This window comes from Ekhidna algicida, assembly GCF_051379705.1.
GTDB lineage: Bacteria > Bacteroidota > Bacteroidia > Cytophagales > Cyclobacteriaceae > Ekhidna.
Window position 1 is genome coordinate 670,220 of sequence record NZ_CP179868.1, and the last position, 22,560, is coordinate 692,779.

Below are 22,560 nucleotides of genomic sequence, written 5' to 3' on the forward strand. Positions count from 1 at the left end.
CATCCTAATAATTCATGGCAACTACTTCTGATATCAAAAACGGACTTGTGATTGAATTCAATCATGATTTATTCAGTGTGGTAGAGTTCCAGCATGTGAAACCAGGCAAAGGTCCTGCATTTGTTAGAACGAAACTAAAAAGCATCACAACCGGAAAAGTGATTGACAACACGTTTTCTGCGGGGCATAAAATTACAACTGCTCGTATAGAACGAAGACCCTATCAGTTTCTATACAAAGACGACATGGGATACCATTGCATGGATACCAGTACGTATGAGCAAATTGCCGTGCAGGAAGAACTTATTAATGCGCCTAAGTTTTTGAAGGATGGCCAGGAAGTAGACATTTTATTCCATGCAGAGGAAGAAAAAATATTAGCTTGTGAACTTCCTCAACATGTGATCATGACCGTTACGCAAGCAGATCCGGGCGTGAAAGGAAACACCGCAACAAACGCTACTAAGAATGCGGTAGTGGAAACAGGTGCTACTATTCAAGTGCCCATGTTCATAGAACAAGATGAAATCATCAAAGTTAACACTACGGATGGCTCGTATGTAGAGCGCGTAAAATAATAGCGTTTACGCCAAAGAAATTTTATACCTTAGTTCTTAAGATTTATTAATCAACAATTAACCTATGAAGGCCAAAGAAATTCAAGAATTAATAAACTTCCTTTCCGAGTCAGGATTGGAAGAAGTGAATATTGAGACAGATAATTTTAAGGTGAGCATAAAGCGAAGTGCCGAGCAACACGTAATTGCTGCTCCAGCGGCACCTGTTGCACCCGCGGCTCCAGCGGCACCTGCAGCTCCTGCTCCTGCTCCAACAGCAGATGGAGGAGGTGCACCAGCAGCATCTGACAGTAACCTTATAGAAATAAAATCACCAATGATTGGGACGTTCTATCGATCCGCAAATCCAGAGTCTCCGGCATTTGTGGAAGTAGGTAGCTCAATCAACACAGGAGATCCTGTTTGTATCATTGAAGCTATGAAGCTCTTTAATGAGATTGAATCAGAGGTGACTGGTAAGATCGTCAAAGTATTGGTTGACAATGCTCAGCCAGTAGAATACGATCAGCCACTTTTCTTAGTAGATCCATCTTAAAACATTACACTTATGTTTAACAAGATTTTGATCGCCAATAGAGGCGAGATCGCATTACGTATTATTCGTACTTGTAAAGAAATGGGCATCAAAACAGTGGCAGTTTATTCGAAAGCTGATGCCGATAGTCTTCCTGTACGATTTGCTGATGAAGCTGTGTGTATTGGTCCTGCAGCTGGAAAAGATTCCTACTTAAAGATCCCAAACATCATTGCTGCGGCAGAAGTAACTAATGCAGATGCAATCCACCCCGGTTACGGATTCTTGTCAGAAAATGCAGAGTTTTCTCGAGTATGTGCTGAAAATAACATTAAGTTCATTGGGGCAAGCGAGGAGATGATCAGCAAGATGGGCGACAAAGCCACAGCAAAAGCAACCATGATAAAAGCTGGCGTACCCGTTGTCCCAGGTTCTGAAGGATTATTGGAGTCTGTGGAACAAGGCATTGAGTTGGCTAAAGGAATAGGCTATCCAGTGATGATCAAAGCTACCGCAGGTGGTGGTGGTAAGGGCATGAGACTCATCAAAGAAGAAGGCGAATTCAAAAAAGCCTGGGACAGTGCCAGACAAGAAGCCGCTGCGTCTTTCGGGAACGATGGGATGTACATGGAAAAATTTGTGGAGGAGCCACGTCACGTTGAGATTCAGATTGTTGGTGACAGTAATGGTAAGGCGTGTCACCTTTCTGAAAGAGATTGCTCTATTCAGCGTAGACATCAGAAACTAATTGAAGAAACTCCCTCTCCTATTGTTTCGCAAGAGCTTAGAGAAAAAATGGGTGCAGCGGCCATTAAGGGAGCTGAAGCCATTAAATATGAAGGTGCCGGAACGGTAGAATTCTTAGTAGATAAGCACGGCGATTTCTATTTTATGGAAATGAATACGCGTATTCAGGTAGAACACCCGATCACGGAAGAAGTAACTGATTACGATTTGATCAAAGAGCAGATAAAGGTTGCCGCTGGAGAGCCGATCTCCGGACGGAACTACTATCCACAGCTTCACTCAATTGAAGTACGAATTAATGCGGAAGATCCTGCTAATGGTTTCAGACCGAGCCCCGGCAAGATCACAAACCTTCACTTCCCTGGTGGGCATGGAGTACGTATCGATAGTCATGTGTATGCAGGCTATACCATCCCTCCTTACTATGATTCCATGATAGGTAAGCTAATTGTGAGTGCTCAGACGCGAGAAGAGGCGATCATAAAAATGAAGCGTGCACTGGAAGAGACTGTGATTGAAGGTATTAAAACTACTATCCCTTTTCACCTAAAAATGATGGAAGATGAAGCGTTTAAATCCGGAAACTTCACTACGAAGTACTTAGATACGTGGGACTTCAGCGTGCTGAAGTAATCAGTAAGATCATGAAATATTGCAAACCCTTGCCGGATATGGTGAGGGTTTTTTGTTTTAGACCCAGCGATCTGAACCTTTTAAAGACTATTTTTAACTTTAACGACAACTTCCAATCAACCTAACCCTCAAAACTTGAAAATTGAAATTGTCTACATTATTGGTGCTGTGCAAGCACTCTTCTTTTCAGGTCTTGCCATCAATAAACGGAAAAAATCGTTAGGAGACTATGTGATGGTGGCGTGGTTTGTCTTGCTCGCAATTCTTCTTTTTTCTTATAGTCTAGAGGTGATGGCCATCGAGGAACAATACCCAATATTCTGGAGCCTAACCACAGGACTCTCTCTTCTTATAGGACCAATCACACTTATGTATGTACTTGCCTATACCCAGAGAAATCAACACATTCATCTACTACATGCACTGCATGCTTTACCATATATCGTTTTCACAATCATCATCTGCCTCAAAATGACAAACCTATCCGAACTGAGCGTAAGGGAAGGTATCAACCTTATAGAAGATGGTCGTGAACCCACTTTTGCAGTGTTCGAACTTTTTAGAATTTTCCAAGGACCGGTTTATCTAATAATTAGTCTTATTGTTCTGAAAAAACACAACATCCGGATTGGAGGTCAATTCTCATATACAGAGAATATTGATCTTAAATGGGTTCGTAATGTTATTCTAATGCTCACACTCATTTGGGTCACGGTAGTTGTAGTAAACGTTCTTACAAACTTCAATCAGTTCTTCTCCTGGCAAACAGGTGATAATCTAATCTATATCGTAGTGACGATTACCGTATTTGTGAACGGCTATTATGGTATTAAGCAACAGTTGATTTTTTCGCCAGCTATAGCAACAATTCGCTTGCATGATAAACAAAGTAAATCACAGTACATCAAGTCAAGTCTTTCGGATAAAGAATCTAAAGCATACCTTCAAGCTTTAATCCAGTATATGGAAGAAGAAAAACCTTATCTGGACGGAAAGTTGTCGCTCGCTCAGGTAGCTGCTCATCTTGGTATTACCACCAACCACCTATCACAGGTAATCAATGGAGAACTAGAGAAAAATTTTTTCGATTTCATTAATACATACCGAGTGAGAATAGTGAAAGAGAAAATAATCGATCCATCAAATAGTCACCTCACTTTATTGGCTTTGGCATTAGAGAGCGGATTCAATTCCAAAAGTAGCTTCAATAACATATTCAAAAAACACACAGGTTATACACCTTCCCAGTTTATACTTTCTCAAAGATCTTGATTCATTCAAGGTCCTAATTCATAGGGATATCTCCCAATTCGTAGGCAAGTGTCCAAATCTATAGGGATGGTCGATTGGTTATCGACTATCCTATTTGTTTGCTTCATCTATTAAAAATGCAATTCAATGAACGCAAACAAACGATACTATTACATCGACTGGCTGAGAGTGCTGGCCTTTGGCTTATTATTTCTATTTCATTCATGGCGTCCATTTGATCATATGCCTTGGCATGTAAAAAACGACGAGCAAAGTGTGATTTTTGACTTACTTACTTTCTTCGCTCATGGTTGGCGAATGGCGCTAATTTTTCTAGTTTCCGGAGCTGGTACTTATCTGGCAATGCGTTCCAGAAAAGAAGCCTTCTTAAAGGATCGGATTAAACGGCTTTTAGTTCCATTTTTTTTTGGAATACTTCTTATCATTCCGCCACAGCGTTTTTACGAGTGGATTATGTTCCGGGGATTTCAAGGAGACTTTCTTACGTTCATTACAGAATACCCCACGTATCAGTTGGATAACGACATGGGAGTTAGCGTTCTTTTGTGGTTTGGGCATTTAGGCACACACCTGTGGTATCTACCCTACCTTTTTGTGATGATACTTTTTACCCTACCGCTCCTGAAGCGTATTAAGAACCACCGATTTGGATTTACCTTTCTCAAGAGGTTGATGGAAATGCGATTCGGCATTTTACTATTGGCTCTTCCGGTATTTATGTCCCGTCTTATACTAAAGCCAATTTTCAGTGAGTATACTGACTGGGCAGATTTTTTTATATACCTATGGCCATTTCTTTATGGGTTCATCTTCATGGTTGACCATAAATTCATACAAATTCTGAAGAAAAAAATGTTGTTGCTGTTGAATTGTGGCATCCTTAGTTCTACACTATTTATCTACATCGTGTCGCTTGGAGAAGATATGATTATGGCCTATGTGAATCCATCATTCTCTTTGCTTCATGCTGGAATAAGCCTAGTATCTGCGGTTATCGCGGTTAGTTGGATTTTGTTCTTTGTAGGATTATTTGCGAAAACAATGAACTTTAACCATCAGTTACTGATTCCGGCTAACATCAGCATTCTTCCGATATACGTAATGCATCAAACCCTCATTATTATCTTTGGATATTATATTGTTCAGTTTGAATTGAATCTATTTTTCAAGTTTATACTTATTGCTTTTACGGCTATTCCTATGTCAGTAGTGATTTATAAAGTGGTGAAAACCAATAATATAACTCGATTTCTTTTTGGCTTGAAGCCTATCGGGAGAGTTTGAAGAATAGAGGTACTCTAAAACATACCGGATTATGATAAGGGTTTTTTCATATTTGTCGCTAGTGTCAAAAATTTGACCCGAGCTATACCCTTCGTTTCATCCTTTCTAGTCTTCCCTAGTAGTGTATTGAACTCGGTTAGAAACTTGATATACCCAAAGGCTGCATGGTGGCTGACCATTCGTTTAAAGGAAAGAATCTATTAAAAGGATATGTTCAAATTATTGCGTCTAAAATATGTTATGATTCCTCCCAGTAAAGAGTTCGTTGATCTAATTATACTCAAGCCTTGCATTGTATGACATAATTTGCCGCCGTGTAAAAAATTCTACCAATTAAAATTTTAAACAAAACCATGTTAAAAAACCAATTAATTTATTCACTGACAATAGCCTTGCTTTTCTTCTGTACCTCCGGTTGCGATCTCTTAAACCAAGAAGAAGATGAAGAAATTATTGTGGATGAAACGCCTATCCCAGATCCTGAACCTGAAATTTCGGATGCTTATAAGCTGGAATTAATGCAGAAGTATGCGCCGTATACATATATCGATAAAAATGAAAAGTACTTTCCTTCATCGATCGATTTTGCATTTCCACACTTCACGAGGTATCTAAACGAAGAAAGTGGTTTTTATTCACTGACTACAACCGAGCCACTTGAAAGTGGTAGTGATATCCTAGACTTTTTTCACGGTGATTTAAGCACGGCCGAAGTGTATGCTTTTTGGATTGGAAAAGACGAATCAAAGTACCAGATTACTTATTTCTATTACTACCCATACAATGAAGCTACTGGAAATTTATACCAGAACCATGTGGGTGATTGGGAACACGCATCTGTAAGGTTGAGATGGATTGATCAAGGGAATGAAGATTGGGTGCTTGAACCTTATCAAGTGTTTTTGGCAACACACGATTATGGTACCACCAAAGCATGGGAAGATATAGACAAAATGGGAGATCAACCTATTGTTTATTCTGCTCAAGGTTCGCACGGGATGTACTTTACTGCCGGTCAAAATGATATTGATTTTACTTCAAAGGGTGAGGTATTGGATCTTTCCGAAGAGGGAAGAATTGTTGCATTTGACTACACGGGCAAGAATGGCTTAAATGGAAGCGAATGGCCTAAATGGATGAATACAAATTGGAAAAATAAAGGATCAGATCCAATAAATGATCCTTACAGCGGTGCTATTTACAGATTTGGAAACCAAAAAATGGAATGTGAAGGTACAGTCGCTGGTGAGGAAATTTGCGTTCTTTCTGATGGACCGTCAGGGCCTATAACTAAGCCTGTTTGGGATCCTAGTAGTTACGAAAAATAAAACGGATGATCGTCCAAAAGTGAAGTAATATTTTTTAAAAAATTATAACCCGTGGAGTATTCTTCACGGGTTTTTTATGCACTTGCTTAAAAGAAAGTTGAAGCTAAAGCCACTCAAGAGAGCTCCAAGAGGGAAAATATTTTTTTAAATAGATAGCACATTCCGCTCCAACTCCTCATACCAATCCTCACCATACTTCCGAATTAACGCTTCCTTAAGAAACTTGTAAACCGGCACTTTCAATTCCTTTCCAAGATCACAAGCTGGCGAGCATATCTGCCACCTATCGTAATTGAGGGCTTCAAACTCAGGAAGTTTGGCTACTCTAATCGGGTATAAGTGACAAGAGATCGGTTTCTTGAAGTCAGTCTTTCCATCTTTATGCGCTTGCTCAATACTACACTTTAGCACTTTACTTTCATCGTAGAATGCAAATGCGCATTCTTTCCCATTGATTGTGGTGGTGGATAAATCTCCATCCTCATCTAGCAAATAACCTCCCTCCTTTTCCAGCACATCAATAGCTTCTTGCTTAAGATATGGTTTCACCAACTCAATAGCCTTGTCTATTTCTTCCAGCTCTTCCTCCTGTAGCGGTGCTCCAAGATCACCTTCCACACAGCAAGCCCCTTTGCATTTGGTGAGATCACATACAAATGCCTCCTCAATCACATCATCTGAAACCAACGTTTTTCCTACCTCAATCATGTTTTTAAAATTTTATTCAAAATTATGGAACAATTTCCGACTTGAGGCGTTATTTGCTTGTACATTATATGTACATACATTTAATTTAAAGGAAACTTAAAACTTAACACAAAGAACCATGATTAAAGCATTTATCATTTTCGCAGCTCTGCTAGGTACAGAGACGAAAGAAAACTATAAGGTAAGCACTGAAGAAAGCACAGTAGAGTGGGTTGGTAAGAAAGTAACAGGGCAACACAATGGCGTGATCTCGCTCCAAGGTGGAAGATTAGAAATGGTAGAAGGTCAGCTTGTTGGTGGTATTTTCACTATTGACATGACAACAATTACTGATACTGATCTTTCAGGCGGATCAAAAGAAAAGCTGGAAGGGCACCTAAAGTCAGATGATTTTTTCGGAGTAGAAAAGTTTCCAACAGCTACGTTTGTAATTACTAAGGCTGTACCACAAGGTCCTGGCAAATATAAAATCATAGGAAATATCACAATTAAAGGAAAAACTGAAGAAATTCAGTTTCCTGCAACTATTGAGGAAAAAGATGGAAAAATGGTTGCTTCGGCCGATTTATCGATAGACAGATCCAAGTTTGACGTCAGATATGGATCAGGAAGTTTCTTCGATAATCTTGGAGACAAAACAATTTATGACAATTTCGACTTAAGTATAAGTTTAGTAGCAAGTAAGTAATTAAAGATAGTAGTAGTAGTGATTAGGTGATTGGGCCGATCCGAGTTCTCGGACGGCCCTTCTTTATTTATTTTGTTATCTCTCCTTGTCTCAAATAACAAATTAAAGCACCCAGAAGAATCGCTCTTTTTCTTTCGAAACAGAACCTATTCTCTTGTAAAACCTAATAGCCTCTCGATTGAATATTGGTGTTTGCCATTGAATTTCAAAACAACCCTCTTGCTCGGCGTACGATTTCACTAATTGCATCAGCTTAGTTCCCATCCCTTGGCCTCTGTATTTTTCTTTAAGATAAATACAGTCTAAATACAGGTAAAAATCTGCATCCCAGGTAGAAAACTGCTTGATAAAAGTGGCATAACCAAGTAGCTCCTCACTATACTCTATAACAATACATTGCAAATCATTTCCTTCAAAAAGCTGCCTGAATAATTTACCACGCTTCCCGGCAGGGTCATACTCACATTTTTCATATTCTGCATGTAATTCACATAGTACTAAGAGCTGATCAATATCTCTTTCTTCTGCTCTTCGTATCAGCATGCACATTGTATTGCAGCCCCTTCCGTAGACATTGCTCCTTCCGTCGCATAACCATCAAATTTCCACCACTCAATTCCGCCAATAAGTTCTCTTACTTCGAATCCAAGCCGCGCTAATTTAAGAGCACCTTTTGTGGAAGCATTGCATCCAATTCCATCGCAATAGCAGACGTAGGTCTTGGACTTATCCAAATGTTTGGTAGTCTTAACGGTCATCTCACGATGTGGTAAATTGATGGCGGTAGGAATGTGTTCTTTCTCATAGCCAAACGATTGACGAGTATCAACTACGACCAGATCTGTTTCTATCTTTAAAGCAGCGTACAGGTCTGATGGATCCATTTCGAAAGCAAGTTTGCTTTCATAGTATTTGATTTGCTCATTCATTGTAACATTCGTTTATGGTTTAAGCAAACCTATCTAATCAGTAAGGTGGTAAAAGATCGTTTGGATGAAAGTAAATCTTGCTATTGATTAATAATTTTCATCCACCACTTTCTCATCACTCACCTTGAACTTTTTGATTTCAGCATCTGTCATCTTTCGGATATACTTTTTATGGACCAGGCCACGATTTGATCCATCTAATTGTCTTACATAATATTTTTTTGAGTTTTTCTTTCCTACAATTTTTCCCACTGTTTGGGATCCATCTTTCAAGGTGACATAAACATATTGACCATATTTAAAATCTTCCCCTCCTTGGTCAGTTTGAATTGACATACAAGATTGAATCGCTGATTCAGAGTTGGCAAATGTTGTAGAAAAAGTAAGTGCTAAAGATAATGTTAGCACCAGTTTAAGTTTGGTAGTTTCCATAATAATTATAATTGATATTAATATTATGCAAAGGTCTGCCGACACTTAATTTATCAACAAATAATGTATGTATACAATAAGGCTACAATGTGAATTGTCGCAGAATTTGAAGCAATATCCGAATGCCAAATTGCGGTAATGAGGTTTAGAAATGCTTCCAACCCTGGGCTTGGAGCTCCACTACATTTTGGCTTCTGGTTACAAACGTTCTCCCTTTCGATTTGGCCTGCATATAGCCTATTGTATGAATATCCGAATGATTTTTAATTTTCTCAAAATCATCTTGACCAATTGTAAAAAGCAATTCATAATCTTCTCCACCATTCAAAGCACAAGAATTGGGATCGATGCTGAACTCGGCTGCAGTTTCATAGGCCTGTTTCTCAATAGGAAGTTTATCCTCATAAATCGCCACACCAAGCCCTGACTGTTTGCACAAATGAAATGCTTCTGAGGCAAGTCCGTCAGAAACGTCGATCATCGAAGTTGGCTGAATTCCCAAGTCTTTAAATTCATGAATGATATCCATTCGTGCTTTGGGTTTTAGCTGACGACCAACAACATAGTCATACTTGTCAAGCTTTGGCTGCATGTCCGGATTGGCCATGTATTCGGCCTTTTCTCTTTCGAGTATTTGTAAGCCGACAAAAGCTCCTCCTAAATCGCCAGTTACGCAAAGAATATCGCTCTCCATAGCTCCATTTCTATAAACTATTTTATCCCGGTCTACTTCACCCAGAGCCGTAACAGAGATGATCAAACCTGATGACGATGATGTGGTATCACCTCCTACCAAATCGACATTGTACTCATCGCATGCTGCCTTGATTCCCTCATAAAGTGCATCAACTGCCTCCACGGAAAACCGGTTGCTTAAACCAAGGTTAACAGTAATTTGGGTAGGTGCACCGTTCATTGCAGCTATATCAGAAACATTTACAGCCACGGCTTTATACCCCAAATGAGGAAGTGGCACATAAGAAAGATCGAAGTGAACACCTTCCAGAAGCATATCCGTTGTGGTGAGCAAGTATTTGTCTCCTAAATCGTAGACAGCTGTATCATCTCCGATTCCCTTCACAGTCTTTTCGTTTTTAGGAGTAAATTTCTCTGCAATTCGATCGATGAGACCAAACTCTCCTATCTCTCCTATTTCTGTTCGTTTTTCTTCGCTCATATTATTTTATCTCTTGGCACAACTCCACCAAAACACCGTTGGCTGATTTTGGATGTACAAAGCAAACCAATTTGTTGTCTGCACCTTTTTTTGGTTCTTCATTTAAAATCTGGAAACCCTCTCCTCTGAGTCGTTCCATCTCTGAGTAGATATCCTCAACTTCGAAGGCAATATGATGAATTCCTTCTCCTTTCTTCTCAATGAATTTTGCGATCGCACTATCCGAACCGCCTTCGAGTAACTCGATCTTTGTTTCTCCCAATTGAAAGAATGATGTTGTTACTGATTCAGAATCCACTACTTCCTCTTTGTAGCTTCCCTTATTAAACAGAGTTTCGAATAGTTCATTGGCCGAAGACAAGTCTTTCACCGCAATGCCAATATGCTCAACGTTTTTCCACATTTCTTCTTAAAACTTTAAAAAGCTAAATAATCATCTCGAATGATAGATTTTTAGCGATATATGTACAATTTGTCTCAATAATTGGGTTGAGCATCATGCTCAATTAGTAAGTTTGCAAAAATGCAGGAACTTTCAGTCGATCTGAAAAGTTTACCCATTAATTAAAGGAAATGGAGTTACGATCTGACATTCATGTAGAATCTGCAAAGATTCAAAACGAGATAAAGAACTTTCTGGGGCTGAGAAGCGATGAAGTTATCTTTGAGTTTTCAAATACAGATGGTAAAGTCAAACTGGACCTTATCACCATCAATCCACGTCACAATCAGTCATTCTTATTTAAATCAATCAATGGTTTTGATAAGACTGATGTGCTACACAAAATGCTTGACTATGTTCGTACGCACAAGGACAAGGAGAGCTCTTTTACCATTCAGTGGATGATGAAAGGTATGAACGAATTGCAAACATCTTATTTCCGAGCAAAAAACATGTATGACGCGATGGATAAACTGTACTATGGCAGAGACATGAATAATCTAACTGTATTTAGCATTGTACTAAACCCTGTGGCCTGATGATAAACGTGACGGATAAAGCGAGAGAAGAAATTGTAACCCTACTATCAAACGAGGGAAAATCGTTGGAGCATAACATTCGCGTATCAGTGAAAGGTGGAGGCTGTTCAGGTTTGATGTATGATCTGTCTTTTGATCCTGAGATTCAAGATGCTGATGAGGTCTTCGAAGATAAAGGTGTGAAGATACTTGTAGATAAAAAGAGCCTGCTCTATCTACTTGGCACTACACTTGATTTCTCTGACGGACTTAATGGGAAAGGATTTCAGTTTGTAAATCCAAACGCATCCCGAACTTGTGGATGCGGAGAGAGTTTCTCAGTTTGATTTCGCTCGGGCTTCTTGCTCTAATGGCAATAAGCAATCGTAAATGAAGGAATTTACAGGGGCGCTAACACCTAATTTTTTTCCAAGTTTTACAACGGTTCCATTCCAGTAGTCAATTTCTGAAGGTCTACCATCAGCAATGTCTCGCTGCAAAGAAGAAGTTGCATCATGCGGTAATTTATCAATCAACGCAAGAGCCATTTCTATTGTATCAGGTGGTAAGTCCACGCCGGATTTTTTCCCCACTTCGTAAACCTCAGTTACTAACTGCTCCAATAGCTTTCGTGTATTCTCTATTTCCCTGAGCGGTCCGTAGGTTACTCTCGTTATAGCGCCTAATCCACCGCTGCAGATAAACATATATTTTTTCCAAATTTCAGCTTGAATTGATTGTGTAGCCTTAAAATTTATTCCAGCATTTTCAAATACAAACTGCAAATTCAATAACCTATCAGATAGCTGATTATTGAGCTCTCCTGCAACAATAATCGGATCAAACATCATATGGTTGATCACTCCTGGTGACTCGATTTTACTGATGATTTTACACAAACCACCGATCAGGCTCTTCTTCCCAACAATTTCAATAATTTCATCATTGATGGTAACACCATTTTGAAGCGGCAAGATTATGGTTTCATCTTTTAGTGCATGTTTGATGGACTTAATTGCGCCTTTGACTTGCCATGATTTTAAACCTAACACCACTAAATCAGCAGTTTCAATTGTATCAGGATCATCAGTTGCAATAGCATCTTTGATTGTAAAATCACCTTTTATGCTTCTTACATGTAGTCCATTTTTTCTAATGGCTTTCAGATGTTCACCTCGTGCTATGAATTGGACTTCATGGCCCGATTTCGCCAATCGTCCTCCAAAGTACCCTCCGACTCCACCTGTTCCATAAATCACAACTTTCATATGTGTTTCAAATTTTAAGCTATTCAAACCTAATCATTGCTTTGATTAAATCTTGTTTCTATAAATTTCAATTATGAAAAAATGGTCCTCCGATCGATGGTTAAGTATTGTTGCAATAATTGCCTCACTTGGCACACTCTTTACCATTGTGTATCAAACTAATCTGATTCGAAAGCAGCAGTACGCTTCAGTGTTGCCCTACTTAGAAATGTGGAATTCCAATCCAGGAAGAGAGGGAGAAACATATCTTTATATTCTAATGAACAATGGCATTGGGCCTGCGTTCATTCGGGAAATAAAGGTTCACTGCGGTGATTCCAGCTATGTAGATGATCCAGCTAGTTTTACTTACCGAGTGATAAAACAAAAGGACTCTATCACCAATTTTCATTACTCAAATATTAAACCTGGAAGATTAATCCCGGCCGGAGAACGAATGGAACTTGTTGGAGTTACAAAAGACACTGTTAATTCCTCAATCCTGAGAAGATGGTTTTCTCAAACAGATTCCATAGAAGTAGAAATCGTCTACGAATCAGTCTACGGGGAGCGTTGGAGTACGAGAGGTATAGCTAACGAACCAAAAAGACTTAATTAATTATCTGAAAATTATAACCTGAGAATAAATTTGGTCGTACATTAGTTGTATATACAACCTGATGAAACTCAAACACCTCAATAGCATTGATCCATCAACTTGCCTCAATGGAAAAATGAATCGTATCAATAGACTCACGGGAAACATCTTTAGGAAGCACCTAAAAAATTTTGACCTTACCAGCAGTCAACTTACGCTGCTGTTTGTGCTTTACAAACGAGATGGTTTAACTCAAAAAGAGCTCACCGAAATTCTATTCATGGAGAAATCGTCTGTGAACAGAACCCTTAAGCGCCTATTTGAAAAAGATTATGCCACCAAAAACAACTTTCCAATTATTGAAATAACAGAGCACGGCAAACTGCTCCTGGAGAATGTCGTACCGTCCTGGCAGGCGGCAATGGAAGAAATCAGAGAAGCACTTCAGCAAGATGGGGAAGCGGCTGTTGATACTATTTTATCAAAACTAAAAACCACACACTCATGACACTACAACTTGGATACTTGACCTTAACATTGGCTGTTTGTTTGTTGCTTATACATTTTGGCTTTGCGGCGATAAACAAAACATTTGATGGACCAAAAAAGAAGCAAAAGAAAATGATATTGATCGGAGGAATTGTTCTTTGGCAAATTTATCTGGCATTGATTGGTTCAACAGATTTTATTCTCTCCTATTCATTCCCTCCACGATTTGCATTGACCATGATTGTTCCTGCATTCATTTTCACTGGTGTATTCGTTTTTAGAAACAGGAAGAACGAATGGTTGTTAAACATTCCTACCAGACATATTTTCTTTTTTCAATCCTTTAGAGTTTTGGTTGAGAGCTTATTTGTGGCTTCAGTCGCAACTGGCATCTTACATAAAGAAGCGAGCATCGAAGGCTATAACTACGATATGATCTATGCACTGACTGTGCCAATCATAGGCTTCATAGCTTTTGGAAAGAACTCATCGAATTTTAAGCTAGTCAGATTCTGGAACTATCTGGGATTGGCGGTCTTAGCAACTGTCATATTCGTTTTCATGACTTCTATCTATAAGCCTGATTTATATGGAGCCAATGAACCTTTATTGCCATTGGAAGCCATTACCTATCCATATGGACTTGTGGCTGGTTGCCTTATGCCTGCAGCTGTTTTTATGCATGTGTTGTCAATTGCTCAACTCAACCGATTGATAAGGGGATAATAATTGGCAAAGAAGGATCAGTAGGCTCTTACTTCCACGCCCTTCATGTAGTTGACGAAAGCTCGGTTTACCACCTTATTTCCTCCAGAAGTTGGGTAGTCACCCGTGAAATACCAGTCTCCCAAATGATTTGGACAGGCTTTATGTAAATTATCTACCGTTTGGTAGACTACTTCCACTTCAGCTTTCATTCCTTTCGGCTTCACTATCTCAGTAATTTTCTCAGATAACTGATCATATGTGAACTGGTTGTATAACTCATTCACATGATTTGCTGGATTATCCTCAGATTGGCTTGCTAGACATTTATCAAAGACTTCATCAAGTAAATCTTCTTTATTGTGGTCTTTCAATAATGCAAGCACCGCTCTAAATGCAAGAAAGTCTTTCATCTTGCTCATATCAATTCCGTAACAGTCCGGGAATCTAATTTGAGGAGCTGATGATACAATTACAATTTTCTTGGGCTCTAATCGATCTAAAAGGGTCAGGATGCTTTTCTCGAGTGTAGTACCTCGAACAATACTGTCATCAATCACCACAAGCGTGTCGGTGTTTTTATTGATTACCTCATATGTTGTGTCATACACATGAGAAACCAACTCATCACGGCTACTATCATCTGTAATGAAAGTTCTGAGCTTCGCATCTTTAAGCACTAGCTTTTCCACTCTGGGCTGGAAATTCAGCATTTCTTCTATGGAATCAGCCGAAGGTTTTCCATCCAATATGACCTCTTTTCTTTTGGCGATAAGGTATTTTTCTACGCCTCGCATTAATCCTAAAAAGGAGGTCTCTGCGGTGTTAGGAATGTAAGAGAATACCGTATTCTTTAAATCAGAATTGATAGACTTCAAAACTTGTGGTACTAGAAGCTCTCCGAGTGTTCTGCGCTCGTTATAAACATCCGGATCCGTTCCTCGTGAAAAATAAATTCTCTCGAAGCTGCACGACTTACGCTCGATTGGTTCGATGAACTGCTTTTGATCATAGCTTCCATCTTTATTGATGATCAAAGCATGCCCGGGTTTAATCTCTTCAATATCCGAATACTCACATCCGAAAGCTGTTTTAATTGCTTGCTTCTCCGACGTGACTACCACTACTTCATCGTCGGCATAATAGTATGCTGGTCTGATTCCGGCAGGATCTCTAGCTACAAATGAAGCGCCATATCCAATGATACCGGCCATGGCATATCCACCATCAAAATCTCTACACGACCTGTGTAATACTCGCTGCAGGTCTATCTCCTCTTCAATTTTGTAGGTAATCTCTTCGTTGGAAAGGTCGTCTTTATACTTGTCGAAGATTCGTTGATTTTCTTCATCCAGAAAGTGACCAATTTTTTCCATTACTGTCACCGTATCAACTTTATCTTTCGGGAACTGTCCAAGACCAACCAGAATATTAAAAAGTTCTTCCACATTGGTCATGTTGAAGTTACCTGCCATCACCAGGTTTCTACTCCTCCAGTTATTCTGCCTTAAGAAAGGATGACAATTTTCAATGCTATTTTTTCCGTGTGTGCCGTACCGTAAATGTCCAAGCCATGATTCTCCTGTGAATGCATAATTCTCTTTCAACCATTCTGCATTGGTCTCATCTCCACTTGGATCCTTCTTCGCCTTAAAATACTTTTTACTAATCTTTCCAAAGATTTCCTCAATTGGATTTGAATTAATCGTTCGATATCTAGAAATGTATCTATGCCCTGGTGGTAGGTCAATTTTTATACTTGCAACTCCTACTCCATCCTGCCCACGATTACTTTGCTTCTTCATAAGCAAGTACATCTTTTTAGCTGCGTATGCAGGCGTGCCGTATTTGTCAATATAATATTGGAGGGGTTTCCTTAGACGGAGGTGGGCTATGCCACATTCGTGTTTGATGGGATCACTCATTGACGTTATTAAGCAATTGTTGCATTACTATTACCAGCTTCGGTACAAAGAACAACAATAACAGGCCAATTGTAAAAAGAGTTGCAATAATTTTCGCCCATAAACTGAAATTGGTCGATTGATTTGATTGATCCTTGGCAAGGAAAATATGCCTGGGTATTTGTAAATAATAAAACAGGGAGCCTACAGTGGCTAAAATAGCGATAACCAAATACCACACTACTAAGATGGAATCCACTGAAAGGTAATGTTCCCACAATGTGGTGAATAGAAACAACTTTGCCATAAAGCCTGCCATCGGTGGTAATCCTACCAATGAAATCAATATAAATGTAAATCCAGCTCCCATCCAAACTGATCGGTTGGTAGTGCTATAGGCAGAAAGTGTATAAATATCTTTTCGCTCGTACTGATCAAGCATATAGAATGCTCCTAGATTCATAATGGCGTAAACGACTGCATACCACCAGAAAGCATCCTGAGCGGTACTTGAATTAATTAGCGCAAAAGGTAGCATGAATCCCGAATGCGCAATTGCACCAAAACTTATCATCCTTCTTGCGTGAGTTTGACGAAATGCCCCGAGTGTTCCCATTACTATGGTGAGCATACCCAAGCCAAGCACAAGTTCAAAGATCCAATGCGAAGCACCCAATGCATCCAAACGCAAAATCCTTTGCAACAAAACAAGACCAGCGAGCTTTGGAACGATGGACATAAAAGCAGCAGCATCTGCTGGAGCTGACTGATAAGTAGCTGGAACCCAGAGATGCGCCGGCGCTATTGATATTTTAAATAAAATTCCAAAAAGCATCATTATCATTCCTACCAGCGTAATCACCTCAATCGACTGAATTTCGCCTAACCCGGAGATTGAAAACACGCCTGTGCTTCCATAGATAAGTCCAAGACCAAATAGCATAACAGCTGAACTGATAGCACCAAAAAGTAGATATTTGATGCCGGCTTCATATCCTTGTTTCTTACCGGAAAAGTTGGTCAGTATGTATGACGAAAATGACACCAATTCTATTGTCAAATAGATGATCAACAGGCTATTGGCTTTCATCGTCAAGATACTTCCGGAAAGAATAGCTAGAATGAAAAAATAGAATTCCGTTGCATGCTTTTTGTTTCTAGGAAAAAGAAGAATCAATAAAGACACAATTAGGAATAGAGATCCGAAATAGATTGCCTGCTTAGTGGTGTGAATACTGCTCATCATCAACTCACCTAACATTTGCGAAGATGCATTGAGCCAAACTGCAATAATTACAGTTCCTGTAAAAAGCAGCTTTGTTATTACTTTACTGGATCTAATGAGACCTGCAAGCAAGACCAAAATAGCGCCAAGAATCAAAGCAGTTTCTACCCACACTCCTTGAAGGTCATTCAGAATAGATGCTAGCTGTTCAGTCAGGTTCATGGTTTAAAGCTGCTAACCTGCTGAATAAAGAAATTGATGGATTCGCTGCTGTAATCCAATATTAATCGAGGGAAAATTCCGAGTGCGACCACCAAAATAGCTAATGGTATTAGCATCAGTTTTTCCCGTGATGTCAGGTCAAACATGTTTGGTTCCCAGCTAGATTCTCGGACAAAATACTTTCCATAAAACATGCGCTGGATGGTCCACAGAAAATAAGCAGCCGAGATGGCTATACCTAGTGTCGCCATAATTCCAATCCAAAGGGAAAATTGAGAACTTCCAAACGCTCCCATCAACACCATCAATTCTCCTACAAAACCAGACAACCCGGGAAGACCTAATCCTGCGAAAAAGAATATCGCCATGAAAAACGTATAGACTGGCATTTTACTAGCGAGTCCACTGAAATTCTCCATTGTCCTGTTTCCTGTACGGTCATATATTACTCCTGCAATCAGGAATAAAGCGGGGGAAATCAATCCATGCGAAATCATGTGAAACAACGCTCCGGAAAATCCAATAGCTGTAAGTGATGCCAACCCGACTAACACAAAACCCATATGCGAAACTGATGAATAAGCCACCATCCGCTTTAAGTCTCTTTGCGCTAATGCATTTAAACCTCCATATAGAATGGACAGTACACCAATTACAGCAACCAATAAGGAATAATCTGCGGCTGCATCCGGAAAAATACCATAGGCAATTCGAAGCAGCCCATAGGCGCCAACTTTTAATAGTAAGCCTGCTAAAACAACAGAAATGGGTGTTGGTGCTTCAACGTGAGCATCCGGCAACCAGGTATGGACAGGCACAGCAGGCAGCTTTATTCCAAAACCAATAATCAAGAAAATGAAAGCAAGCGCTCTTGCCGAATAACCAAAAATGAGTTTAGAAGAATTGGGATCAAACACCGAACCAGATTCATAATTTCCGTCTAGCATCTGCACCAGGCTAAAGGTATTTGCATCTCCATCTACAACGCTGAGATAAAGTCCAATCATTACAATCAGAATAAATAAAGATCCGAATAGCGTATACAGGAAAAATTTAATCGAGGCATATGATCTTCTTTCCCCTCCCCAGATACCAATGAGAAAAAACATTGGCAGTAGCATGAATTCAAAGCAGAGGTAGAAAAGGAAAAAATCCAAAGCGATGAAACATCCAATGATACTTGAGCTCAGAACCAGGTAAAGGATAAAATAGCCTTTAGTTTTTTCTTGAATGTTCCAGGATGAAATCACCCCGATCAATAGGACAAAAGATGAAAGCGCCACTAACGGTAAGCTTATACCATCTACACCAAGAAAATAGTCTATGCTAATTGATCCTACGGAACCAAATGACATTGTGATCCAATCGACTTTCTCTACAAACTGAAATGCTCCAGACCAACTATCGGCAACTAGCGACTGATCAAATTTGATCATTAGAAGGATTGAAAGTATAAATTGGATTCCAACAGTTGCTAGCGAAAGTCGTCTAAAAACCTTCCATCGCTCAGACGGAATGAAGAGCATTACTAAAGCAATCAGCAATGGCAAAAGGAATATGTAGGTTAGGGTGTTTTGCATGCGTCGCTAAAAAAACAGGATCCAACTTAAAATCAAAATAATACCTGCCAGCAACCAAGCTAGCTGTGTTTGAATATCACGTGAGCTCAATCCGGCAAACAACTTCCCAATCAAGCCAGAAATATAACCCATAAGATTCACTGGGCTATCTACAATGAAACGATCCACCAGAGCAATTACTTTAGACAAAACCACTCCTCCTACACCTATCAAATGAAGAATTCCATCTACCACTTTACGATCTATTCGAAAAGTAAAAGTCGATAGCCTCTCAATTGCTCTACCAAAAGATTCATAAACTGTTGTCAGAAAAAGTCCATTTGTAAAAACGGAAGCTCGACTATTATCCAATTGTTTATATGACTGATGATAGGATGAACCTGGCTTAAAAAATGAGAATGCCAGTACTAATCCAGCCACTGTCATAAGTAAGGACAGAAACATTACCATCATAGAAACAAAACCATCTGAAAGTTCAGATTGGTTGACTAATACCGTATGAATCCATGACTCATGTGATAAAGGATTCAAGCTATGAAAGATCCAAAGTGAACCGACAGCCAGTACAATTAATGGGACCTTGATTATCAGGGTTTCGGTATAGTCCTCGATCAAATTTTTAATTCGAGCCTCGCCCCAAAATACCAGTAAGACCATTCGTCCGACATACAATGCGGTTAAAAACGCAGTGATCAAAGCTATGTCGGGAACAAGGTATGCCCACCTGCCAATAGAACTTGCCCAGTGCCAGCCTGCGATGATGATTCCTTCTTTAGACATAAAGCCACTGAAAAACGGGACTCCCGCAAGTGCGAGAGAACAAACGAGAAATGTTCTGTAAGTCCAGGGTAGTTGCTTTTTGAGGCCTCCCATATTCCTCATATCCTGTGGGTCCTCATTGGTAGCATCGTGCATAAAATGGATAATAGCTCCTGCTCCAAGAAATAAACCCGCCTTGAAAAAAGCATGTGTGAATAGATGAAAAAGGGAAGCGCTTTGTGCGCCAACACCTATTCCCAAGACCATATACCCCAATTGTGAAATCGTTGAATACGCCAGAACCTTCTTAATGTCGTGCTGCATTAAAGCGCAAATTCCTCCATATAAGGCAGTAAAAGTTCCGACAAGTGCCACAGTCATCAAGGCATATTCATGCATGAATGGTGAAACTCTAAAGAGCAAATAGACACCTGCAGCTACCATGGTTGCCGCGTGTATTAGTGCAGAAACTGGAGTAGGTCCGACCATGGCTTTTGTCAACCATCCTGAAAACGGAAGTTGTGCAGACTTACCAAACGCTCCAATAGCTACCAGCATGGAAGGCAATAGCAACCATTCTCCATCAAGTTGAGAAATATTCAGTCCAGATTGATTTAGAAGTAATATACCTGCCAGCAGAGCCACATCGGCAATTCGGTTGACCATGAAAGCCAGTCTTGCCGCAGCAGGCACTCCGTCTTTTCGATACCAAAAGCCTATTAAAAGATAAGATGCCAATCCGACCAATTCCCAAAAAATAAAAAGTAGTAAGAGGTGATCCGCCAGCAGTAACCCAGTCATTGAAGAAGTGAAGAAGCCTAACTTTAAAAAATATCTATTCTTCCCATCATCCGTTTTCAGGTATTCCAAAGAGAACAAATGCACCAGCATTGAAACAAGTGAAACCAACGCGATCAGAATCAGTGCCGCTTGATCTGCAAAGAAATTAAGATGATAATTTGGCAACCATTCAAGGGAATGATTAAGCTCTATTCCGGAAAGGATAAGCAAAAGCGATATAACTAAAGGAATCGAAACACCTAGAACTGAAACCCACACCCTCGGCTTGCTAAAATAGGTCGTGAGTCCACCTGCAAGAGGAGCGATAAGCAAAACCAAGATCATCGAAGTTTCCATTAGTTGCCAACCTCCGTTAGTTCATCCACATTGGATGCTTTCGTTTTTCGATAAATATTTAAAAGAATTGCCAGAGCAATCGATACCTCGCAAACTGTCAACACCACTGCGAAAATAGCAAACACCTGACCTCTTAATTGAGGATCAAACTGTGAGAAAGAAGCCAAAACGATATTTGCTCCATTAAGCATAAGCTCAACTCCGATCAGTACAAAAATTGCACTTCGTTTTGTAAGTACAACGAAGACTCCAGCACTGAAAAGAAGTGCAGCGAAATATAGGTAATATGTAAGCTGCTCTTCATTCATCTCCGGCTATTTTTGCAAGATATGCGGCACCTATCAGTGCTACTAATAATATAAAAGCAACTAATTCGAAGGCGACCACATGTTCAGTAAGAAATGAGATACCAATTTCTCGTATTTGATCTTTCTCCTCAACATCGCCTAAAGGAAAATTTGCAGTCGAAATAAGATATGCCAAAGCTCCAAATAAGCTGATCGAAATAATGGCGCCAACTAGCATGTTACCTGATTTAGAAAGTACCCTTTTTCCTCTTAAGCGATTAGTCATCATAACTCCAAAAGCAAGCAGAATAACCACACCTCCTGCATAGAGCATTATTTGAACGACCGCTAAAAGCTCAGACATCAAGATGACATAAACACCTGCAATTCCAACGAGTGCAAGGCATAGAGCATAAGCTGCATGGACAATGTTCTTGGTATAAACGATGATACCAACACCCAAAAGCGTAAGCAACAGCAATGATATTTGAATAACAGTAATCATTATTTCTTTTTAGGTATTCGTGGCTTAAACACTGGTTTGGCTGCAGGCTTTTTCATCACATCAGCCTCCTTTTTTATTGCAGGGAGTTCGGGCTTGGCCTTCACTTTAGCTTCCTGATACTTTTCAAACTCTTGTTTTTTCTCTGCAATTTCTTTTTCAGTCATTTTGCTGAAAGAAAAATTATGGTCCAATATATTGGTTGTGCTGAAATCAAATTCATCAGTCATTGTCAAACACTCAGTAGGACACACGACCGTGCATAAGCCGCAGAAGCAGCATTTTGACATATCAATATCAAACTTTGCAGCATGGATCCGTAGGGGTGTTCCGTCAGAGGTTTGGCCGAATACCTCCGGAGATCTCACAGGTTCAATGTCAATACAATCGACCGGACAAACCTTAGCACATTTATCACAAACAATGCAGTCGTCTATCTCATTGTGCAGCTTATATCTCCCATGATCGGGTATAGGTATTTGCTCATGCGGGTATTGAACTGTAAATGTACCATTTGCTTTTTCAAAGTAGTTATCCTCTCCTACCCATTCCTTTTTTCGGCTTTTACGTGCCTGAAAAAAATATCGGATAGTGAGCATCATTCCTTTCCAGGTCGTATTTACAGCAGTCGATATGTTTCCAAAATAGCTCATAT

26 protein-coding genes are annotated in these 22,560 nt (G+C 39.7%); 12 read left to right on the forward strand and 14 right to left on the reverse strand.

Annotated elements, in window-relative coordinates; translation table 11 throughout:
* The first annotated feature begins 14 nt into the window (after window positions 1-14).
* The 6 genes from efp to ACL8WY_RS02775 all read left to right on the forward strand — a co-directional run bounded on the left by efp (window position 15) and on the right by ACL8WY_RS02775 (window position 6,356).
* Window positions 15-578 carry an elongation factor P gene (gene efp, locus ACL8WY_RS02750; protein WP_436516817.1) on the forward strand — a complete coding sequence of 188 codons (564 nt, stop codon included), beginning with the start codon at window positions 15-17 and terminating at the stop codon, window positions 576-578.
* Between the two features lie 64 nt (window positions 579-642).
* Window positions 643-1,113, forward strand: coding sequence for an acetyl-CoA carboxylase biotin carboxyl carrier protein (gene accB / locus ACL8WY_RS02755; RefSeq protein WP_436516818.1), 471 nt, complete (start codon window positions 643-645; stop codon window positions 1,111-1,113).
* 12 nt (window positions 1,114-1,125) lie between these two features.
* Window positions 1,126-2,472: an acetyl-CoA carboxylase biotin carboxylase subunit gene (gene accC / locus ACL8WY_RS02760; RefSeq protein ID WP_436516820.1), complete on the forward strand. Its 1,347-nt coding sequence runs from the start codon at window positions 1,126-1,128 to the stop codon at window positions 2,470-2,472.
* 135 nt (window positions 2,473-2,607) lie between these two features.
* Window positions 2,608-3,744, forward strand: a complete 1,137-nt coding sequence (locus tag ACL8WY_RS02765) for a helix-turn-helix domain-containing protein (RefSeq protein ID WP_436516821.1) — start codon at window positions 2,608-2,610, stop codon at window positions 3,742-3,744.
* 126 nt (window positions 3,745-3,870) lie between these two features.
* Entirely contained in the window at window positions 3,871-5,028 is a 1,158-nt protein-coding gene (locus ACL8WY_RS02770; RefSeq protein ID WP_436516823.1) for an acyltransferase family protein, read from the forward strand.
* A 353-nt stretch (window positions 5,029-5,381) separates the two neighbouring features.
* Window positions 5,382-6,356, forward strand: coding sequence for a Vps62-related protein (locus ACL8WY_RS02775; RefSeq protein ID WP_436516824.1), 975 nt, complete (start codon window positions 5,382-5,384; stop codon window positions 6,354-6,356).
* Window positions 6,357-6,500: 144 nt separating this feature from the next.
* Here ACL8WY_RS02775 and ACL8WY_RS02780 read toward each other — a convergent pair whose 3' ends face one another.
* On the reverse strand, window positions 6,501-7,064 hold the full coding sequence (locus ACL8WY_RS02780) for a DUF3109 family protein (RefSeq protein ID WP_436516825.1): 564 nt from the start codon (window positions 7,062-7,064) through the stop codon (window positions 6,501-6,503).
* Between the two features lie 118 nt (window positions 7,065-7,182).
* Between ACL8WY_RS02780 and ACL8WY_RS02785 the strand changes: the two genes are divergently transcribed.
* Window positions 7,183-7,752 (forward strand): YceI family protein, encoded by a 570-nt coding sequence (locus ACL8WY_RS02785; protein WP_436516826.1) that lies wholly within the window; start codon window positions 7,183-7,185, stop codon window positions 7,750-7,752.
* A gap of 102 nt (window positions 7,753-7,854) precedes the next feature.
* On the opposite strand, the gene ACL8WY_RS02790 is transcribed toward ACL8WY_RS02785, so the two are convergent.
* The 5 genes from ACL8WY_RS02790 to mce form a co-directional block, all read right to left on the reverse strand.
* Entirely contained in the window at window positions 7,855-8,295 is a 441-nt protein-coding gene (locus ACL8WY_RS02790) for an N-acetyltransferase family protein (RefSeq protein WP_436516828.1), read from the reverse strand.
* Window positions 8,289-8,681, reverse strand: coding sequence for a rhodanese-like domain-containing protein (locus tag ACL8WY_RS02795; RefSeq protein WP_436516829.1), 393 nt, complete (start codon window positions 8,679-8,681; stop codon window positions 8,289-8,291). Before ACL8WY_RS02795 ends, ACL8WY_RS02790 begins: the two co-directional genes overlap by 7 nt.
* Window positions 8,682-8,768: 87 nt before the next feature.
* Complete coding sequence (locus ACL8WY_RS02800; RefSeq protein ID WP_436516830.1) at window positions 8,769-9,113, reverse strand: hypothetical protein; 345 nt, start codon at window positions 9,111-9,113, stop codon at window positions 8,769-8,771.
* Between the two features lie 145 nt (window positions 9,114-9,258).
* Window positions 9,259-10,290: a thiamine-phosphate kinase gene (thiL, locus tag ACL8WY_RS02805; protein ID WP_436516831.1), complete on the reverse strand. Its 1,032-nt coding sequence runs from the start codon at window positions 10,288-10,290 to the stop codon at window positions 9,259-9,261.
* Between the two features lies 1 nt (window position 10,291).
* Complete coding sequence (gene mce / locus ACL8WY_RS02810) at window positions 10,292-10,693, reverse strand: methylmalonyl-CoA epimerase (protein WP_436516832.1); 402 nt, start codon at window positions 10,691-10,693, stop codon at window positions 10,292-10,294.
* 170 nt (window positions 10,694-10,863) lie between these two features.
* Here mce and ACL8WY_RS02815 point away from each other — a divergent pair, with 170 nt between their 5' ends.
* Together ACL8WY_RS02815 and ACL8WY_RS02820 are read left to right on the forward strand one after the other, a co-directional pair.
* Window positions 10,864-11,271, forward strand: a complete 408-nt coding sequence (locus ACL8WY_RS02815) for a hypothetical protein (RefSeq protein ID WP_436516834.1) — start codon at window positions 10,864-10,866, stop codon at window positions 11,269-11,271.
* On the forward strand, window positions 11,271-11,597 hold the full coding sequence (locus ACL8WY_RS02820) for a HesB/IscA family protein (protein ID WP_436516835.1): 327 nt from the start codon (window positions 11,271-11,273) through the stop codon (window positions 11,595-11,597). The genes ACL8WY_RS02815 and ACL8WY_RS02820 overlap by 1 nt, the downstream gene beginning before the upstream one ends.
* Here ACL8WY_RS02820 and ACL8WY_RS02825 read toward each other — a convergent pair.
* Complete coding sequence (locus ACL8WY_RS02825; RefSeq protein ID WP_436516837.1) at window positions 11,589-12,518, reverse strand: ketopantoate reductase family protein; 930 nt, start codon at window positions 12,516-12,518, stop codon at window positions 11,589-11,591. The genes ACL8WY_RS02820 and ACL8WY_RS02825 overlap by 9 nt on opposite strands.
* Window positions 12,519-12,591: 73 nt before the next feature.
* Between ACL8WY_RS02825 and ACL8WY_RS02830 the strand changes: the two genes are divergently transcribed.
* The 3 genes from ACL8WY_RS02830 to ACL8WY_RS02840 all read left to right on the forward strand — a co-directional run bounded on the left by ACL8WY_RS02830 (window position 12,592) and on the right by ACL8WY_RS02840 (window position 14,310).
* Entirely contained in the window at window positions 12,592-13,116 is a 525-nt protein-coding gene (locus tag ACL8WY_RS02830) for a hypothetical protein (protein WP_436516839.1), read from the forward strand.
* A 61-nt stretch (window positions 13,117-13,177) separates the two neighbouring features.
* Window positions 13,178-13,603: a MarR family winged helix-turn-helix transcriptional regulator gene (locus ACL8WY_RS02835; protein ID WP_436516840.1), complete on the forward strand. Its 426-nt coding sequence runs from the start codon at window positions 13,178-13,180 to the stop codon at window positions 13,601-13,603.
* Window positions 13,600-14,310: a hypothetical protein gene (locus ACL8WY_RS02840; RefSeq protein WP_436516841.1), complete on the forward strand. Its 711-nt coding sequence runs from the start codon at window positions 13,600-13,602 to the stop codon at window positions 14,308-14,310. Before ACL8WY_RS02835 ends, ACL8WY_RS02840 begins: the two co-directional genes overlap by 4 nt.
* Before the next feature lie 17 nt (window positions 14,311-14,327).
* Here the strand turns inward: ACL8WY_RS02840 and ACL8WY_RS02845 are convergent, their stop codons facing one another.
* The 7 genes from ACL8WY_RS02845 to ACL8WY_RS02875 are packed head-to-tail and all read right to left on the reverse strand — an operon-like array spanning window position 14,328 to window position 22,558.
* A complete protein-coding gene (locus tag ACL8WY_RS02845; protein WP_436516842.1) occupies window positions 14,328-16,214 on the reverse strand; it encodes a class II glutamine amidotransferase in 1,887 nt (628 codons plus the stop codon).
* Window positions 16,207-17,640 carry an NADH-quinone oxidoreductase subunit N gene (locus tag ACL8WY_RS02850; protein ID WP_436516843.1) on the reverse strand — a complete coding sequence of 478 codons (1,434 nt, stop codon included), beginning with the start codon at window positions 17,638-17,640 and terminating at the stop codon, window positions 16,207-16,209. The genes ACL8WY_RS02845 and ACL8WY_RS02850 overlap by 8 nt, the downstream gene beginning before the upstream one ends.
* Entirely contained in the window at window positions 17,637-19,220 is a 1,584-nt protein-coding gene (locus tag ACL8WY_RS02855; protein WP_436516844.1) for a complex I subunit 4 family protein, read from the reverse strand. Before ACL8WY_RS02855 ends, ACL8WY_RS02850 begins: the two co-directional genes overlap by 4 nt.
* Before the next feature lie 6 nt (window positions 19,221-19,226).
* On the reverse strand, window positions 19,227-21,116 hold the full coding sequence (locus ACL8WY_RS02860; protein ID WP_436516845.1) for an NADH-quinone oxidoreductase subunit 5 family protein: 1,890 nt from the start codon (window positions 21,114-21,116) through the stop codon (window positions 19,227-19,229).
* Window positions 21,116-21,424 (reverse strand): NADH-quinone oxidoreductase subunit NuoK, encoded by a 309-nt coding sequence (nuoK, locus tag ACL8WY_RS02865; RefSeq protein WP_436516846.1) that lies wholly within the window; start codon window positions 21,422-21,424, stop codon window positions 21,116-21,118. The genes ACL8WY_RS02860 and nuoK overlap by 1 nt, the downstream gene beginning before the upstream one ends.
* On the reverse strand, window positions 21,417-21,908 hold the full coding sequence (locus ACL8WY_RS02870; protein ID WP_436516847.1) for an NADH-quinone oxidoreductase subunit J family protein: 492 nt from the start codon (window positions 21,906-21,908) through the stop codon (window positions 21,417-21,419). The genes nuoK and ACL8WY_RS02870 overlap by 8 nt, the downstream gene beginning before the upstream one ends.
* Window positions 21,908-22,558, reverse strand: coding sequence for a 4Fe-4S binding protein (locus ACL8WY_RS02875; RefSeq protein ID WP_436516848.1), 651 nt, complete (start codon window positions 22,556-22,558; stop codon window positions 21,908-21,910). The genes ACL8WY_RS02870 and ACL8WY_RS02875 overlap by 1 nt, the downstream gene beginning before the upstream one ends.
* Window positions 22,559-22,560 lie beyond the last annotated feature (2 nt).

Coding starts and splice junctions, on each gene's coding strand:
- efp (WP_436516817.1), top strand. CDS start 15: ATGGCAACTACTTCTGATATCAAAAACGGACTTGTGATTGAATTCAAT.
- accB (WP_436516818.1), top strand. CDS start 643: ATGAAGGCCAAAGAAATTCAAGAATTAATAAACTTCCTTTCCGAGTCA.
- accC (WP_436516820.1), top strand. CDS start 1,126: ATGTTTAACAAGATTTTGATCGCCAATAGAGGCGAGATCGCATTACGT.
- ACL8WY_RS02770 (WP_436516823.1), top strand. CDS start 3,871: ATGAACGCAAACAAACGATACTATTACATCGACTGGCTGAGAGTGCTG.
- ACL8WY_RS02775 (WP_436516824.1), top strand. CDS start 5,382: ATGTTAAAAAACCAATTAATTTATTCACTGACAATAGCCTTGCTTTTC.
- ACL8WY_RS02780 (WP_436516825.1), bottom strand. CDS start 7,064: ATGATTGAGGTAGGAAAAACGTTGGTTTCAGATGATGTGATTGAGGAG.
- ACL8WY_RS02785 (WP_436516826.1), top strand. CDS start 7,183: ATGATTAAAGCATTTATCATTTTCGCAGCTCTGCTAGGTACAGAGACG.
- ACL8WY_RS02790 (WP_436516828.1), bottom strand. CDS start 8,295: ATGCTGATACGAAGAGCAGAAGAAAGAGATATTGATCAGCTCTTAGTA.
- ACL8WY_RS02795 (WP_436516829.1), bottom strand. CDS start 8,681: ATGAATGAGCAAATCAAATACTATGAAAGCAAACTTGCTTTCGAAATG.
- ACL8WY_RS02800 (WP_436516830.1), bottom strand. CDS start 9,113: ATGGAAACTACCAAACTTAAACTGGTGCTAACATTATCTTTAGCACTT.
- thiL (WP_436516831.1), bottom strand. CDS start 10,290: ATGAGCGAAGAAAAACGAACAGAAATAGGAGAGATAGGAGAGTTTGGT.
- mce (WP_436516832.1), bottom strand. CDS start 10,693: ATGTGGAAAAACGTTGAGCATATTGGCATTGCGGTGAAAGACTTGTCT.
- ACL8WY_RS02815 (WP_436516834.1), top strand. CDS start 10,864: ATGGAGTTACGATCTGACATTCATGTAGAATCTGCAAAGATTCAAAAC.
- ACL8WY_RS02820 (WP_436516835.1), top strand. CDS start 11,271: ATGATAAACGTGACGGATAAAGCGAGAGAAGAAATTGTAACCCTACTA.
- ACL8WY_RS02825 (WP_436516837.1), bottom strand. CDS start 12,518: ATGAAAGTTGTGATTTATGGAACAGGTGGAGTCGGAGGGTACTTTGGA.
- ACL8WY_RS02830 (WP_436516839.1), top strand. CDS start 12,592: ATGAAAAAATGGTCCTCCGATCGATGGTTAAGTATTGTTGCAATAATT.
- ACL8WY_RS02835 (WP_436516840.1), top strand. CDS start 13,178: ATGAAACTCAAACACCTCAATAGCATTGATCCATCAACTTGCCTCAAT.
- ACL8WY_RS02840 (WP_436516841.1), top strand. CDS start 13,600: ATGACACTACAACTTGGATACTTGACCTTAACATTGGCTGTTTGTTTG.
- ACL8WY_RS02845 (WP_436516842.1), bottom strand. CDS start 16,214: ATGAGTGATCCCATCAAACACGAATGTGGCATAGCCCACCTCCGTCTA.
- ACL8WY_RS02850 (WP_436516843.1), bottom strand. CDS start 17,640: ATGAACCTGACTGAACAGCTAGCATCTATTCTGAATGACCTTCAAGGA.
- ACL8WY_RS02855 (WP_436516844.1), bottom strand. CDS start 19,220: ATGCAAAACACCCTAACCTACATATTCCTTTTGCCATTGCTGATTGCT.
- ACL8WY_RS02860 (WP_436516845.1), bottom strand. CDS start 21,116: ATGGAAACTTCGATGATCTTGGTTTTGCTTATCGCTCCTCTTGCAGGT.
- nuoK (WP_436516846.1), bottom strand. CDS start 21,424: ATGAATGAAGAGCAGCTTACATATTACCTATATTTCGCTGCACTTCTT.
- ACL8WY_RS02870 (WP_436516847.1), bottom strand. CDS start 21,908: ATGATTACTGTTATTCAAATATCATTGCTGTTGCTTACGCTTTTGGGT.
- ACL8WY_RS02875 (WP_436516848.1), bottom strand. CDS start 22,558: ATGAGCTATTTTGGAAACATATCGACTGCTGTAAATACGACCTGGAAA.